Source organism: Tabrizicola sp. (genome assembly GCF_051645465.1).
GTDB lineage: Bacteria > Pseudomonadota > Alphaproteobacteria > Rhodobacterales > Rhodobacteraceae > Tabrizicola.
Genome location: NZ_JBOFBI010000261.1, coordinates 1 through 15,421, shown reverse-complemented (window position 1 = coordinate 15,421; position 15,421 = coordinate 1). Strand labels below are relative to the sequence as shown.

13 protein-coding genes are annotated in these 15,421 nt (G+C 66.1%); 6 read left to right on the top strand and 7 right to left on the bottom strand.

Translation table 11 applies throughout. The features are described 5' to 3' along the window. On the top strand, positions 1–928 hold a 928-nt coding region (locus tag ACRCSW_RS16950; RefSeq protein WP_438706830.1), incomplete at its 5' end, for a carbohydrate kinase. Positions 929–1,098: 170 nt separating this feature from the next. Here ACRCSW_RS16950 and rhaM read toward each other — a convergent pair. From rhaM to ACRCSW_RS16920, 6 genes are all read right to left on the bottom strand, one after another. Further along, the gene (gene rhaM / locus ACRCSW_RS16945) at positions 1,099–1,413 is read right to left on the bottom strand and encodes an L-rhamnose mutarotase (RefSeq protein ID WP_438706829.1); all 315 of its coding nucleotides are present in this window, start codon (positions 1,411–1,413) and stop codon (positions 1,099–1,101) included. Positions 1,414–1,424: 11 nt separating this feature from the next. Further along, complete coding sequence (locus ACRCSW_RS16940) at positions 1,425–2,378, bottom strand: ABC transporter permease (RefSeq protein WP_438706828.1); 954 nt, start codon at positions 2,376–2,378, stop codon at positions 1,425–1,427. Continuing rightward, entirely contained in the window at positions 2,375–3,388 is a 1,014-nt protein-coding gene (locus ACRCSW_RS16935) for an ABC transporter permease (RefSeq protein ID WP_438706827.1), read from the bottom strand. The genes ACRCSW_RS16940 and ACRCSW_RS16935 overlap by 4 nt, the downstream gene beginning before the upstream one ends. Before the next feature lie 169 nt (positions 3,389–3,557). Further along, positions 3,558–5,069 (bottom strand): sugar ABC transporter ATP-binding protein, encoded by a 1,512-nt coding sequence (locus ACRCSW_RS16930; RefSeq protein ID WP_438706826.1) that lies wholly within the window; start codon positions 5,067–5,069, stop codon positions 3,558–3,560. A gap of 95 nt (positions 5,070–5,164) precedes the next feature. Beyond that, positions 5,165–6,217: a rhamnose ABC transporter substrate-binding protein gene (locus tag ACRCSW_RS16925; RefSeq protein ID WP_438706825.1), complete on the bottom strand. Its 1,053-nt coding sequence runs from the start codon at positions 6,215–6,217 to the stop codon at positions 5,165–5,167. A 38-nt stretch (positions 6,218–6,255) separates the two neighbouring features. After that, positions 6,256–7,083: a DeoR/GlpR family DNA-binding transcription regulator gene (locus ACRCSW_RS16920; protein WP_438706824.1), complete on the bottom strand. Its 828-nt coding sequence runs from the start codon at positions 7,081–7,083 to the stop codon at positions 6,256–6,258. Positions 7,084–7,213: 130 nt separating this feature from the next. Here ACRCSW_RS16920 and ACRCSW_RS16915 point away from each other — a divergent pair, with 130 nt between their 5' ends. From ACRCSW_RS16915 to ACRCSW_RS16895, 5 genes are all read left to right on the top strand, one after another. Further along, on the top strand, positions 7,214–9,283 hold the full coding sequence (locus tag ACRCSW_RS16915; protein ID WP_438706823.1) for a bifunctional rhamnulose-1-phosphate aldolase/short-chain dehydrogenase: 2,070 nt from the start codon (positions 7,214–7,216) through the stop codon (positions 9,281–9,283). A 9-nt stretch (positions 9,284–9,292) separates the two neighbouring features. Next, entirely contained in the window at positions 9,293–10,579 is a 1,287-nt protein-coding gene (rhaI, locus tag ACRCSW_RS16910; protein ID WP_438706822.1) for an L-rhamnose catabolism isomerase, read from the top strand. 74 nt (positions 10,580–10,653) lie between these two features. Further along, a complete protein-coding gene (locus ACRCSW_RS16905) occupies positions 10,654–11,712 on the top strand; it encodes a DUF4037 domain-containing protein (protein ID WP_438706821.1) in 1,059 nt (352 codons plus the stop codon). After that, on the top strand, positions 11,709–12,695 hold the full coding sequence (locus ACRCSW_RS16900) for a uroporphyrinogen decarboxylase family protein (RefSeq protein WP_438706820.1): 987 nt from the start codon (positions 11,709–11,711) through the stop codon (positions 12,693–12,695). The genes ACRCSW_RS16905 and ACRCSW_RS16900 overlap by 4 nt, the downstream gene beginning before the upstream one ends. Then, positions 12,692–14,725, top strand: a complete 2,034-nt coding sequence (locus ACRCSW_RS16895) for an alpha-L-rhamnosidase-related protein (protein ID WP_438706819.1) — start codon at positions 12,692–12,694, stop codon at positions 14,723–14,725. Before ACRCSW_RS16900 ends, ACRCSW_RS16895 begins: the two co-directional genes overlap by 4 nt. Positions 14,726–14,732: 7 nt before the next feature. Here the strand turns inward: ACRCSW_RS16895 and ACRCSW_RS16890 are convergent. Then, positions 14,733–15,421, bottom strand: a 689-nt coding sequence (locus ACRCSW_RS16890) for a hypothetical protein (protein ID WP_438706818.1), incomplete at its 5' end; no start/stop codon positions are given.

The following is a 15,421-nucleotide window of genomic DNA, read 5'->3' as shown; positions in this document are numbered from 1 at the left end:
GGCGCGGCATGTGCTGACGCTGCCGCAGTATTGGTCCTTTCGCCTGAGCGGGGTGGCGGCGAGCGAGCCGACCTCGCTTGGTTGCCATACGGACCTTTGGGACCCCTGGGCTGGGCGGTTTTCGTCGCTGGTCGGGCGGATGGGGTGGGAGCGGTTGTTTCCGGCGGTCCGGGGGGCGGGGGAGGTGCTGGGGCCGGTGCTGCCGGAGGTCGCGCGGGTGACGGGGTTGCCTATGGGGACGCCGGTTCTGTGCGGGATCCATGACTCGAATGCGTCGCTGGTGCCGCATCTGGGGAGGGCGCCGGTGGCGGTGATGTCGACCGGGACCTGGATGATCAGCATGGCTTTGGGCGGGTCGGCGGTGCAGTTGGAGGCGGCGCGGGATGTGCTGGTGAACGTGAGCGCGCGGGGTGAGGCGGTGCCGACGGCGCGGTTCATGGCGGGGCGCGAGATGGACGAGATCATGGGCGGGCGGATGGTGACGCCGGGGGAGCCGGACCTCCTGTGGGTGCTGGATGACGGGGTGATGGCGCTGCCGAGCTTGCATCCGGAGACAGGGCCGTTTCCGGGGCAGGCTTTTGGCTGGCGGGGCGGGGAGCCGATGGACGATGGGCGGCGGATGGCGGCGGCGTCGTTCTACGTGGCGCTGATGGGGGCGGAGTGCCTGGAGCTGGTGGGCGCGGAGGGGCCGGTGATCGTCGAAGGGGCGCTGGCGGGGAACCGGGCGTTCCTGCGGATGCTGGCGACAGCCACCGGTCGGACAGTGCGCGCGTCGGGGCAAGGTGCGGGGACGGGGCTTGGGGCGGCGCTGCTGGCGGGGCCTCTGTTGGCCGAGGCGCCGAGGCCGGTGGAGGTGGAGCCGGAAGTCGACCCGCTGTGGGTGGCTTATGTGCGGGACTGGCGGGCGGCGGTGGCGCGGCGGGGGTGAGGGGCTGCTCCTCGTTCGACTTCGTCTTCTCGTCGCGGGGGTGAGGGGCTGCTCCTCGTTCGACTTCGTCTTCTCGTCGCGGGGGTTTGGGGATTGCTCCTCGTTCGACTTCGTCTTCTCGTCGCGGGCGGTGGGTTGCGACGAGTGACGAAGTCATCGAGGAGCGTTGGTCAGGGCATGTAGAAGGTCTCGGTCAGCGGGATCGCGATGGGGGAGCCGTCGGGGTTTGTGGCCATGATGTCGCCCATGTAGGCCCACCATTTCTGCATCACCGGGTGGTGCGGGAGGTCGTCCATCCTGTGATCGTCCCGCCGTTCGAGATAACCGAAGAGGGTCATCGTCTGACGGTCGAGGTGGATCGAGTAGTTGGAGATGCCTGCCTCGCGGAGAAGGGCCACCAGCTCCGGCCAGATCGCGTCGTGGCGGCGGGTGTATTCGGCCTCCATCCCGGGGTTGAGCTGCATCTTGAACGCATGGCGCTGCATGGCTTCCCCTTTCAGCTGTGGGCGCGGCGGCCCCGGAGGTCGGCGATCAGGTTCGGCACCAGGACGGATGCGATCAGGAGGACGCCGATGACGCCGGTCTGGATATGGCCGGTCATGTTGATCAGCCCCATGCCGTTCCGGAGGTTCAGGATGATGAGGATCGAGAGGAACACGCCGATCATGCTGCCCTTGCCGCCGAAGATGCTGACCCCGCCAAGGAGCACCATGGTGATGATGTCGAGCTCGAACCCGCAGGCGGTGTCGCCGCGGACCGAGCTGAGGCGGGCGGCGTAGAGGAGGCCGGTCATGGCGGAGATGAGGCCGGAGAGGAGGAAGAGCGTGGTCTTCACCCGCGCGACGTTCAGGCCGGAGAAGCGGGCGACCTCGGCGTTGGTGCCGATCACCACGACCTGCCGCCCGAAGGAGGAGCGGTGGAGCGTGATCCCGAGGATCACGAGGAGGACGAAGAAAAGGAGGATCGAAAGCGGGATCGGGCCGATCAGGCCCTTCTGACCGAGTTCGGTGAACCAGGTCGGGAAGTTCCCGAGCGAGTTGTCCTTGACCAGCACGCGGGCGAGGCCGCGGAAGCCGATCAGCATCGCGAGCGTCACCACGAGCGAGGGGATCCCCACGCGTGCGACAAGGACGGCGTTCACGAGGCCTGCGAGAAGGCCGACGGCCAGGCAGATCAGGATCGCAGCGCCTCCGCCCAGGCCAGCGTTGACGAGATAGCCGAAGAGCGCGGCGGAGAGGCCCATGACCGAGGCGACGGAGAGGTCGATCTCGGCGTTGATGATCACAAGGGTCATGATCAGGGCGACGATGATCTTCTCGATCGAGAGCTGGAAGAGGTTGATCTGGTTCTGCATCGTCAGGAACTCGGGCGCGAAGGCGGCGTTGAGCGAGACGGTGATGACGAAGATCGCGAGGAGGCCCGTTTCCCACGGGGTGAGGAGGCGGGTCATGCCGGGCCCCCCCTCTTGCTGCGGAGGCGGGCGAGCTGGCGGCTGGCGAGCGTGTCGAGCGTGACGGCGGCCATGATGAGCCCGCCGAGGAGCGCATCGCGCCAGAATTCGCTGACGACGGCCCAGCGGGTCAGCGAGTTGTCGATGGTGTCGACCAGAAGCGCGCCCATCAGGACGCCGATCATCGAGCCCGAGCCGCCCATGATCGAGACGCCACCGACGACGACGGCGGCGATGGCTTTGAGCTCGAAGCCCAGGCCCGCGACGACGGTGATGTTGCCGAATTTGGCGAGGAAGAGGAACCCGGAGAGGCCCGCGAAGGCACCGGAGATCAGGAAGGCAGAAAAGACCACGCGGCGGGCGTTGATCCCGGCCATGACGGCGGCGTCGGGGTTGGAGCCCACGGCGTAGAAGCGGCGGGCGGGGCGGAGGAAGGTAAGGGCGAGGCCGGTGACGAGGCAGGCGGCGAGGGCGAGAAGGACGGTGACGCGGACATCGAGCCCGCCGATGGAGAAGGCTATGGCTGAGGGCAGGTCGACCAACCATTGCGGGAGGCTTGAGGTGGTGATGGTCTTCGCGTCGGACCATTCGACGAGGAAGGTGCGGAAGAGCGCGAGCGTGCCAAGCGTGACGATGATCGAGGGGACGCGGCCCCAAGCGACGAGGAGGCCGTTGATCGCGCCGCAGACCGCGCCGAGCGCCATGCAGAAGAGGACCGCGAGGATCGGGTGCAGGTCGGGCATCGCGCCGAGCATCTGGCCGGCCATATAGGCCACGACCCCCATGATCGAGCCGACCGACAGGTCGATGTTGCGCGTCATGATGACGATGGCCTGGCCGACCGCGAGGGGGAGGACGACCGCCGCCGAAGTGCTGATCCGGTTGAACATGCGGGGGGAGAGGTAGCCTTCGATCTGGGTCGCGAAGAAAAGGACGGTGGCGAGGAGGGCAAGGCCAAGCGCGACCAGGCGCAGGGTTTGCGGCGAGGCGCGGGCGACGAGGCCGTTCATGCGGCTGGCCTTTCGGCTGAACAGGGTGATGTCGCGCGGGTTGGGGCGGCTGTTAAATCGAGCGCGTTCCGCGCGAAGTCCTTTTGTCTCGCCTCTGCGCGTGAAGGACGCGCAACCGGCTCGGGCAGCCCCTCCGGCGGGGATATTTGAAGAAGGGAAAGGACTGGGGTCATGCGGCGGGTCTTTCCGCTGGGGCCTGGCCCGCTGCCATGGCGATGACGCGTTCCTGGGTGGCCTCTTCGATCGGCAGGATCCCGGCCTGGCGGCCTTCGCGCATGACGAGGATGCGGTCGGCGAGCGCCAGGACCTCGGGCAGGTCGGAGGAGATGACGAGGATCGCCACGCCTTCAGAGGCGAGTTGGCGGATGATGCCGTGAACCTCGGCCTTGGCGCCGACGTCGATGCCGCGGGTGGGTTCGTCGAAGATGAGGATCCGGGGTTTGGTTTCGAGCCATTTCGCCAGCATGACCTTCTGCTGGTTGCCACCGGAAAGCTTGCCGACCTCGACGGCGGTGTCGGGGGAGCGGATGGCAAGGCGCTGGCGGTAGGTTTCGGCCATGGCGGCCTCGGCGGTGCGGTCGATGAGGCCGAGGGTTCGGAGGAGTTTCCGGAGCGAGGCCAGCGAGATGTTGGCGAAGATCGGCAGCGGCATGGCGAGGCCAAGCTTGCGACGGTCTTCCGAGACATAGGCGAGGCCGAGGTCCATCGCCTGCTGGGGTGTGGTGATGCGGACGGGTTTGCCGTCCAGCGTGATCGTGCCTTCGGTCGCGGGGGATATGCCGAAAAGGGTGAGGGCCACGTCGGTGCGGCGGGCGCCTACGAGGCCGGCGAGGCAGAGCACTTCGCCCTTGGCAAGGTCGAAGCTGACGCCCCGGAAGACGCCTTCGCAGCCGAGGTCGCGGACGGAGAGGAGCGTCTCGCCATGCGGGTTGGCGGCGGTTTTGACGGCGAAGCTTTCGAGCGCGCGGCCGACCATGTCCTTGACGAGGCCGTCTTCGGTGACCTCGGCAATTGGTTTGGTCGAGATATGCGCGCCGTCGCGGATCACGGTGACGCGGTCGGCGATGCGGAAGATTTCGTCCAGCCGGTGCGAGATGTAGATGATGGCGACGCTTCGGTCCTTCAGCGCGCGGACGATGGAGAGGAGGCGTTCGACCTCATGCGCCGAAAGGCTGGCGGTGGGTTCGTCCATGATCAGGACTTTGACCTTGAGCGAGAGGGCGCGGGCGATCTCGACCGTCTGCTGTTCGGCAAGCGTCAGGCCCGCAGCGGCGCGGCGGACGCCGAGTTTGACGCCAAGGGGGGCGATCAGGGCGGCGGCCTGGCGGTTGATTTCGCCCCAGCGCATGATGCGGCCCTTGGCGCGGTTCGAGATGAAGATGTTCTCGGCGACGTTGAGGTCGGGGAAGACCATCGGCTCCTGATAGATCGCGGCGATCCCTGCGGCCTGGGCGGCTTCGGTCGAGCGCAGGGTGACGGGTTGGCCCTCGACACTGATTGTGCCGGTGTCGGGCTGGTAGACGCCGGTCATCATCTTGATCAGCGTGGATTTCCCGGCGCCGTTTTCGCCGACGATGGCGTGGACCTCGCCGGGCAGGACGGAAAGGCTCATGTCCTTCAGCGCCTGCGTGGCGGCGAAGCTTTTGGACAGGCCTATAAGTTCCAGGACCGGCTGGGTCATGGGCAGGGTTCCGTCACATGCAGGAAGCTGCGAATTTTCGACGAAAATTCGGGGACGGGGCCGCAATGGCGGCCCCGCCAGGACTATCGCGCGCCTCAGTTCGCGGCGGCTTCGACGTTGTCCTTGGTGTAGACCGTGAACGGCCCCATCAGCACGCGCTTGGCGCCCGCACGGCCTGGATCTTCTTCGATCTTGAAGGTGCCCATGCGGCCTGCGGTGAACTCCTCACCGACCTCGCCCTTGATCGCGCCAGTCGCGAGCGCATAGGAGGCGTGGTAGGTGAGGTAGCCGAGGTCGACGAAGCTCCAGAGCGCGAACTGGGGCGCGCAGCCGTTCAAGCTGTAGCTGACCATTTCGGCCGGAAGCCCGAGGCCCGAGACCTTGACCTTTTCGCACAGGCCCTCGTCCTGCATGGCCTTGGACGCGGCGACGATGCCGACCGTCGTGGGCGCCATGATGACCTTGAGGTCAGGGTACTTGTCCACCAGGCCGAGGGCCTTGTTGTAGGATTCCTCGGACTGGTCATTGCCGTAGACGACATCGACGAGCTTCAGGTCCTTGTACTTGGCGTCGGCGGCCAGAGTGGTCTTCATCGCCTCGATCCAGGCGTTCTGGTTCGCGGCATCGGGGCTGGCTGAGAGGACGGCGAATTCGCCCGCGCCGCCGGCCAGTTCAAGCGCCATGTCGGCCATCACGACGCCGATCGAGCCGAAGTCCACCTGCGCGATGAACACCGTCTCGCCCTTGCCATTAGGGATCGGGCTGTCCCAGGTCACGACCTTGGTGCCTGCGGCCTGGGCGGCTTCGGCGGCGGGGGCGATCTGGTCACCGGCGTTGTTCGACAGCATCACGACCTGCTGCTTCTGGGTGGTCGCGGTGGTCAGCATCTCGATCTGCCCGGCTGCCGAGTTCTCTGGCGTCGGGCCGATGAATTCGAGCTTGCCGGTCGAGCCAAGCTCGGCCGCGGCTTCCTGGGCGCCACGGTTTGCCTGGTCGAAGGGCAGGATGCCGAGGAACTTCGGCAGCAGGACCGCGTTCACCTCTTGCCCAGGGGTCGCGGTGACCGGCTCGGCAAAGGCGGTGGAGCCCATGAGGCTGGCCGCAAGCCCTGCAGCAAGCACGAGGCCTGAAAGTCTGATCGTTTTCATTGTCTTCCTCCCTTTTTGTTTCTCTGCCGCCCCCCTCCTCAGGCTGCGGTCAGGACCTTCACTTCTTTCGGATCGATCAGGATCACCTCGACGCCCGACTGGCGGAGGTGATCGACCATATGGGGTGGCGCGCCGGTATCGGTGACCAGGGTCGAGACGCGCGAGAGCGGGCAGACGACCATGTTGCCGCGCGCTTCGAACTTGGTGCTGTCGACAACGACCACCAGCTTTTCTGTGCGGCTTAGAAGCTTCGCCTCGGCGCGGGCCACCAGGGGGTCGCTTTCGATGACGCCAAGGGGGGTGATCGAGTAGCAGGACATGAACATCTTCGACGCGGCGAAATGCTGGATCGCGTCTTCGTCGAAGGGCGAGAGGATGATCCCGGCCTCGCGGTAAAGTTCGCCCCCCGGCAGGACGACGCGGTTGGCGGAGTGGCTGATCAGCTCTTCAGCGATGGGGAACGAGTTGGTCAGGACCTGCATCCGGTGGCGGCGCAGGCATTGCGCCATGAACCACGTCGTTGACCCGGCGTTGAGGATGATCGAATCGCCGTCCTCGCACAGGTCAGCCGCGCCCTGGGCGACGGCGCGTTTCAGGTCGGCGTTCAGCGTCTGGCTGGCGTCGAACGAGGGCGCGGTCAGGGGTGTCTGGCCCGAGGCGACGGATTCGGCCCCGCCATGCACGCGGCGGAGCTGGCCTGAATCCTCAAGCTTCGCAAGATCGCGGCGCAGAGTGGCGACCGATGCGCGCGTGATGTCGACCAGATCGGCCACGCGGACGATCCCCCGATCCTTCAGCCGGGCAAGGATGATCTGCCATCTTTCGCGTTCGTGCATCATGATGGGGAGGCTGTCAGAATCGCTCATATCCGTCAACAAACAATCGCAATGCTGCATTGCGGAAGATTCTCTGCGATGCAGAATGCTCTTTCATGATTGACTGTGAGCGTTTCGCGCCTATCCTGCCGGTGACCTTTTTCCAGACAGGCCGGGACCGATGAGCCAGGAAACCGCCCTCCCCTCGCTATGGGACGATGCCCACGCCAGCACGCTGGATGAGCCGGGGAAGCTTCTTTACCGGTCGAACCTTCTGGGCTCGGACCTGCGGATCACCAACTTCGGCGGCGGCAATACTTCGGCGAAGGTGGCGGCGAAGGACCCGCTGAGCGGGGCTGACGTGCAGGTGCTGTGGGTCAAGGGGTCGGGCGGCGATATCGGCAGCATGAAGCTGGACGGATTCGCGACGCTTTACATGGACCGTCTGATGCAGTTGCGGGCGCAGTACCGGGGTCTCGACCAGGAAGACGCGATGGTCGAGGCTTTGGGGCATTGCATCTGGAACCTGAACCCGCGGGCGCCGTCGATTGACACCTGGCTTCATGGGTTCGTGCCGCGCACGCATGTGGACCATGTGCATTCCGATGCAGTGATTGCGATTGCGGCGAGTGCCGATCAGGTGCGGCTGACGGAGGAGGTGTTTGGCGGCGAGCTTGGCTATCTGCCGTGGCAGCGGCCGGGGATCGACCTCGGGATCAAGCTGGGTCGGATGGCCGAGGAGAACCCTGGGCTGAAGGGCGTGGTGCTGGGGCAGCACGGGCTGTTCACGTGGGCGGATACGGCGAAGGACTGCTACCTGCTGACGCTGGAGATGATCAACAAGGCGGCGGCCTGGCTGGAGGCGAACGTGAAGCGCCCGGTTTTCGGGGGCGAGAAGGTTCCGGCTTTGGCCTCGGCGGACCGCAAAGCGGCGGCGCGGCGGCTGATGCCGCTGATCCGGGGGCGGATTTCGGGCGGCGAGCATAAGGCGGGGCATTTCACCGATGCGCCAGAGGTGCTGGAGTTTACGAACTCTCATTCGCTTTCAGTGCTGGCGCCGATGGGCACGTCCTGTCCGGACCATTTCCTCCGCACCAAGATCAAGCCGCTGGTGGTGCCTGCCGATGCCGATGAGGCGGCTTTGGACGGGCTGATTGCGGGATACCGCGCGGACTATGCGGCCTATTACGAACGGTGCAAGCGCCCGAACTCGCCAGCCATGCGCGATCCGAACCCGGTGATCTATCTGGTGCCGGGGGTGGGGATGCTGTCCTTTGCCAAGGACAAGGCGACAGCTCGGGTGTCGGCGGAGTTCTACGTCAATGCGATCAACGTGATGCGGGGGGCGTCGGGGGTAAGCCGGTATCAGGGGCTGCCGGAGCAGGAGGCCTTCGACATCGAATACTGGCTTCTGGAAGAGGCGAAATTGCAGCGGATGCCGAAGCCGAAGCCGATGCAAGGGCGCGTGGCCTTCATCACTGGGGGCGCGGGCGGGATCGGGTCGGCGAGTGCCGAGCGGCTGCTTAGGGACGGCTGCAACGTGGTGCTGGCCGATATCGACCAGACGGCGCTGGATGAGGTCGTGGCGGGCTTCGGCAAGCGTTTTGGGCGCGACATGGTGCGGGGCGTGGTGATGGATGTCACCAGCGAGGCCCGGGTCATCGCCGCGCTGGAGCGGACGGTGGAGGAGTATGGCGGGCTGGACGTGGTGGTGAACAATGCCGGGATCACATCGGCGGCGGCAGTGGAAGATACGACGCTGGCCATGTGGAACCGGACGATGGACATCCTTGCGACCGGGTACTTCCTCGTGGGGCGTGAGGGGTACCGCATCCTGAAGGCGCAGGGGATTGGCGGGGCGATGGTGTTCATTTCGTCGAAGAACGGGGTGGCGGCGTCGCCGGGGGCTTCGGCCTATTGCACCGCGAAGGCGGCGGAGATTCACCTGGCGCGCTGCATGGCGCTGGAAGGGGCGCCCTTGGGTATCCGGGTCAACGTGGTGAACCCGGACGCGGTGCTGCGGGGGTCGAAGATCTGGCAGGGGGAGTGGAGCCAGCAGCGGGCGGCGTCGAACAAGATCGCGGTCAGCGAGCTGGAAGAGCATTACCGGAAGCGGAGCCTTCTGCAGCGGTCGGTCTTCCCGGAGGACATCGCCGAGGGGGTGTATTTCTTTGCGTCGGACCTGTCGGCGAAGAGCACGGGGAATTTCCTGAACGTGGACGCGGGCAATGCCGTGTCCTTCACGCGCTAGGGGGTGGGGATGCTGGTTTCCGAGGATCTGGTCGGGTCGCTGAACGACGCGGCGAAGGCGGCGCATGAGGATGAGTTCGGGGCGCTGGGGCGGAAGCTTTCGCGGCGCGGGGTGGACATCGAGGCTGTGGTCAAGCACGCGATGGGGTGGTCGGTCGCGGTGCCGACCTGGGGCGTAGGCACCGGGGGCACGCGCTTCGCGCGGTTTCCGGGGAAGGGCGAGCCGCGGAACATCCATGACAAGCTGGCGGATTGCGGTGTGATCCAGCAGCTGACGCGGGGGACGCGGACGGTGTCGCCGCATATCCCCTGGGACAAGGTGAGCGATTACAACGCTTTGCGCCAGGAGGCGGCGCAGTATGGGTTAGGGTTCGATGCGGTGAACTCGAACACCTTTCAGGATCAGGCGGATCAGCGGTTGTCCTACCGCTATGGCTCACTGGCGAATGCGCGGGCTGATGTCCGGGCTCAGGCGGTGGCGCATAACATCGAGTGTCTCGAAATCGGGCACGCGCTTGGGGCCCCTGCGCTGACGGTTTGGATCGGGGACGGCACGAACTTCGCGGGGCAGCAAAGCCTGTCGGGGATGTTCGAGAGCTACCTTCGCGCGATGGAGGAGGTCTATGCGGCCCTGCCTTCGGGCATGGAGATGTTCATCGAGCACAAGATGTACGAGCCGGCCTTCTATTCGACCGTTATCTCGGACTGGGGATCGTCCCTGATGGCGGCGCAGGCTTTGGGGCCGAAGGCAAAGTGCCTGGTGGACCTCGGCCACCACGCGCCGAACGTGAACATCGAGCAGATCGTGGCGCGGCTGGTGCATGTCGGGCGGCTGGCCGGGTTCCACTTCAACGATTCGAAATATGGGGACGACGATCTGGATTCCGGATCGGTCGATCCGTTCCGGCTGTTTCTGGTCTTCAACGAGCTCGTCGAGGCCGAGCTGCGGGGGGCCAAAGATTTCGCGCCCAGTTACATGATCGACCAGAGCCACAATGTGACCGACCCGATCGAAAGCCTGATGTCCTCGGCGATGGAGATCGCGCGGGCCTATGTGCAGGCCTCGCTGGTGGACCGGGCCGCGCTGGTGGCGGCGCAGGCTGAGAATGACGTGATGGCGGCGCACCGGACGCTGAAGGCGGGGTTCCTGACGGATGTGTCGCCGATCCTGGCCGAGGCGCGGATGCGGCAGGGTGGGGCTTTTGATCCGATCGCGGCATATCGCGCCTCGGGCTACCGGGAACGGGTGGCAAGGGAGCGGCCTGAGGTGAAGGGGGCATCGGGCGGGATCGTTTGAGGGGGACGGATTTTCTGCGAAAATCCGGGCAGCGAGTTTTCGCAGAAAACTCGTACTTGGCGAGGGGCCGGGGCATGGGGGACGGACACTCGATCATCGACGAAAGCCACGCCTTCTGGGATGAGGTCGCGGGTCCCCTGCTTGCGGCGCATTTCCCGGATGAGACCGCGCACATGGCGGCAGGGGTCTTCGGCTATGGCTCGGAAGTGCTGCGGCTGGATGACGAATACTCCACCGATCATCATTTCGGCCTGCGGGTGAATGTGCTGTTGCCCGAAGCGGTGATGGCCGCAAAGGGCGCGGCCATCGAGGATGCGCTGGCCGAGGGGTTGCCTTCCGTTTGGCGAGGCCGCGAGTTGCGCGAGGGGTACACGGGGACCAAGGGCGTGGCGCTGGGGTCGCTGGAACAGCATCTTCGGTCAACCATCGGCTTCGACCGTCCGCCCGGGACCTTACAGGAATGGCTGGCGATCCCCGAGGAAGACATCATGCACATCGTGGGGGGCGAAGTCTGGCATGACCCTTCGGGCCAGTTTTCGGCCGTCAGGGCGGCGCTTGAAGCCTACTATCCCGAGCCCGTGCGGCTGAGGCGGCTGGCGCATTGGTGCCGCTATTTCTCGGGCATGGGGGTCTATGCGCTGAAACGGGCACTCTTGCGGGACAACGAGCTTTACGCGTCCACCACCTTCGCGCGGTCCTTGCGCTGGGGCGTGCAGATGGCCTTCCTTCTGGACCGTACCTACTACCCTTACGACAAGTGGCTGACGACCATGTTCCACCGCCTGCCCCGGATGGGCGCGCGGCTCGCGGCTATTGTCGACGAGGCGCCACGGCTCTCGACGCCTTGGGAGCGGAAACTGGAGCTGTTGCACGACATGGCGGACGTGCTCGACGCCGCGATGGTCGAGGACGGGCTGATCGCGCCGCATCCGCGTTACAAGGTCTCGGCAACATCAGGCTACCGGCTGCTGGAGTCGGCCTATGCCGAGCTGATCCGGAAATGTCCCGAGGAAATCCGCGGGGTCGTCCCGCAATGGGAACAGGTTCACTGGGAAGGGTTCCACTCCGAGTTCGTCGCCGGGGTGGACCTGGCCGACTGGCGGCGGATGCTTTTGCTGGAGGAGGCGCGATGAACAGTCTTGACCGGGTGATGGCGACGATCAACCGCCAGCCTGTGGACCGCACGCCGATCGACTGCTGGCTCTACCAGAAGCAATTCCTGGAGCGGCTGGAGGCGGACTATGGCCCGCGCGAAAAGTTCATCGAGGAGTTCGGGATCGATGTCTTCGTCGGTCTCATCCCCTTCCCGAACCAGCATGGCCGGAAGTTCGACATCCACGAGCTTGCGGGGGTGCCGCTGGAGGACCCCCGCGATCCGAAGTGGCTGAACTTCACCGACTGGAATTATGATTTCGGCGGCACGAACATCGCCACCGCGCTCCGCGACCACAAGGGCAAGCGCTGTGTCCTGGCGCATTGCTGGGGAATGGTGGAGGGGACGTCGAGCTTCCTTGGCATCGAGAACTGCTGGATGAACCTGGGCGGGAACCCCGACCTGATGGCAGCCTTCTTCGACCGCTATGCCGACTGGCTGTGCCTGCAGGTCGACCAGCTGGTCGAGGCGGGGGTGGACATGATGACGCTCTCGGACGACTGGGGGTCGAACGGGACGATGCTCTTCTCGCCGAAGCTGTGGCGCAGGATCATCAAGCCTTATGCGATGCGGGTGGTGCAGCATGCCCGGTCGCGCGGGATGCCGGTGAACCTGCATTCCGACGGCTACATCCTGCAGATCGTCGAGGACATCATCGAGATGGGCTTCACGTCCTGGCACCCGGTGCAGGAAAGTGCAGGCATGGACCCACGTCAGGTCAAGGCGGAATGGGGCGACAAGATCGTGATCTACGGGTCTTTGGACGTGGTGGATGGCTTGCTGAAGTATGACGGCGAGGAGCTGGATGAATACATCACCGAACGCTTCGGCATCTATGCGCCGGGCGGCGGGTTCATCTTCAACGGCGGGCATTTCATCCAGCCTGACATTCCCCCAGCCCGGCTGATCCGGGCCTACCGGCTGGTGAACAAGCTTGCGGCGCAGTACGGGACGCTGCAGTGAAGGTGCCGGAAGGCACGGTCTGGATCGGGCCTGCGCATCCGTTCGACCTGAGTGAGGCCTATCTGAACTTCCGTTCGGATATCGCTTTGGCGGCTGCCCCGGTGCGGGCGGTGTTCCGTCTGTCAGCCGACAGCCGCTACCGGCTTTGGATCAACGGGGTGTTCGCCGGGCGGGGGCCGGAGCGGTCCTGGCGCTCATCGATGGCGGTAGATGAACGTATGGTCACTCCTCTGCTGCGGCGGGGATTGAACCGGATCGCGGTGCAGGTCTATTCTCCCGGATATTCGCATTTCGCCTATGTGCACCGCGAGGCCTGCGGGTTGATTGGCTGGCTTGAGGTGGACGGCGAGGCGCTTCTGCGCACGGGTCCGGGCTGGCGGGTAGCGCGTGATCGGTCGTGGTTGGATCGGGTGCACCGCGTGTCGATCTACGGCAGCGGGGTCGAAGATCGGGACATGAGCCGCTCCGAGGACTGGACGGAGGCGGAGCCGCAGTCCATGGACGAGGCGCGGGTCGTGCAGGGTGCGGAAGGGCCGACCTGGCACCGGCTCCGCCCTCGTGCCACGGCTTTGCCGGTGGAAGAACGGCGGACACTCGACGCGCCTTGGCAGGTCCGGACTGGCCCTGCGGTCGCTATGACTAATGATCCGCATGACGATCTTCGCCGCCTTTTCGCCGGGTCGGCGCGAGGTGACGTCCCAGTGCTTCTGCCAAGCGGAACGGCGGCGATCTGGGTCTTCGATCTTGGCGAAAGCCGGGCGTGCCTTGCGGGGGCCGAGGTGACGGGGGCCGGCGGCGAGCGGCTTCTTGTGTCCTATGCGGAACGACTGCGGGAGGGGGAGCTTCTGCTCTCTGATCCCGCCACGTATTGCCGGATGCGACCGACCGACCGCTTCATCCTGCGACCCGGACGCCAGCGTCTGGAAGGCTTTACCCCGCGTGGCGCGCGCTATGTGGTCTTTGCGCTGGAGGGTGGAGGTGTCGCGGCAAACCCGGTGTTTGACGTCCTTCTGACCGTCACGCCAGTGGACGAACGTCCCCTGCCCCGGCTTGACGGCGTGCTGGAAGGCGTGGCCGCGATGTGCCGCCGCACTACGCTCGCCTGCCTGCAGGACGGGTTCGTTGATGGGGTTTGGCGTGAGTCGAGCCTTTGGCTGGGTGATGTGGTGGCGCAGGACTGGGCGCTTCGGGCGATCACGGATGACCCGCGGCCCCTGCTCTTCGCCATCGACATGGCGGCAGAAGGGGCGGATGCAGAGGGGCTTCTCCCTTCGGTCCTGCCGGGCGAGGTGCCGGCCTATGCGGTGACGGACTACAACTTCGCCTGGGTGGAACTGCTGGCGGGCTGTGCCGCGCATCCCGGTGTGACAGAGCCCGAGGCGGTCTGGCAGCGGCATTGGGGCACGCTGATGCGGATGCTGGAGCGGATGGCTTTGGCGCGCGACGAGGCGGGGCTGATCCGCAATCCGGCTGGTCGCAGGCTTTTTCTCGACTGGTCGCCGATGAGCCGGGTGGAGCCGAACCTGACCCTGAACCTGCGCTATCTGAATGCGCTGCAGCTGGCGGCAGCGATGGCCGACCGGGTAGGACGGGCGGCGGATTGGGCGGGCGAGGCGGAAACGCTGAAGGCCGCGATCCGTGCGCTGGAAGGGCCGGAGGGCTGGCGCGAAAGCCCGGACGGGGCGCCTGCCAGCCAGTTGGCGCTGGCCTTCCTGATCCTTACCGGGATGACGACGGGCCCGAAGGCCGAGGCCCATGCCGACCGGATCGTCGCCCGTTCGCTGAACCTTGACGATGGCCCGCTGGATGGTCAGCCAACGCTCGCCAGCCCCTTCATGCACCACTACCTGTTCCAGGCGCTGGACCGGCTTGGCCGCAGGTCCGACATCCGCGCGATCATCGCCGCGCGCTGGGGCCGGTGGGTCAGGGCGGGCTTGCCGACGACGCCGGAGAACTGGTCGATCGACTTCCCCGATGGGTCGGCCTGCCATGGGTTCTCGGCCCATCCGCTGGGATGGCTGGCCCGGTAGCGCGGGATCAGGGCTTCGCAGTCGGACTTGTCGGGGCGGCGTTCAAGTCTTGGGCGAGGGCCTCAATCGCCTCCCGGTCGCCTTTCGACAGGGCAAGGAGCGCCCGCGCGACGGCTGTGCCGAACTCGGCCACCGCGTGGTCCAGCGCCATGAGCCGGTCTTCGGCGTGGGCGACAAGGCCACCGGAGGCGGCAACCTGGGCTGTCAGGCCATCGGCGGCCTTGCGCGCTGTCGCGGCGGTTTCGGAATCGGCGGCATCGGCGATGCGTGAAACCTCGGTCAGCCGTTGGCGGGCCATCTGCGCCATCCCGGCCTGGAACCGTGCCGCCCCCCGGCGCGAGGCAGCGGCGCGGCCTTCGACGGCGATCACGTCGAGACGGCGGTCAAGCGCGGGGCTAAGTGCGTCAACCGCGCGGGCGAGGGGAGCGGGGGCCGAGGCCTGGGCGGTGGCAAGCTGCAGGCGCTGCTCGATGGCCTGGCGCGAGAGGCGGCTTACGTCAGGGTCTTCCCGGATCGACTCGCCGAAGTGCTCGATCAGCACCTCGCGCAGAAGATCGGGGTCATCCCGACGGCCGAAAAGGCCAAAGAATGCACGGAAAAGGACGAAGACCCCGCCTGCGACAAGGCCCGCCTGCCAGGCCACGGGGGCGACGAGGCCGCGGACGCCAAGGACATAGGCCGTGGCGGTGATCAGAA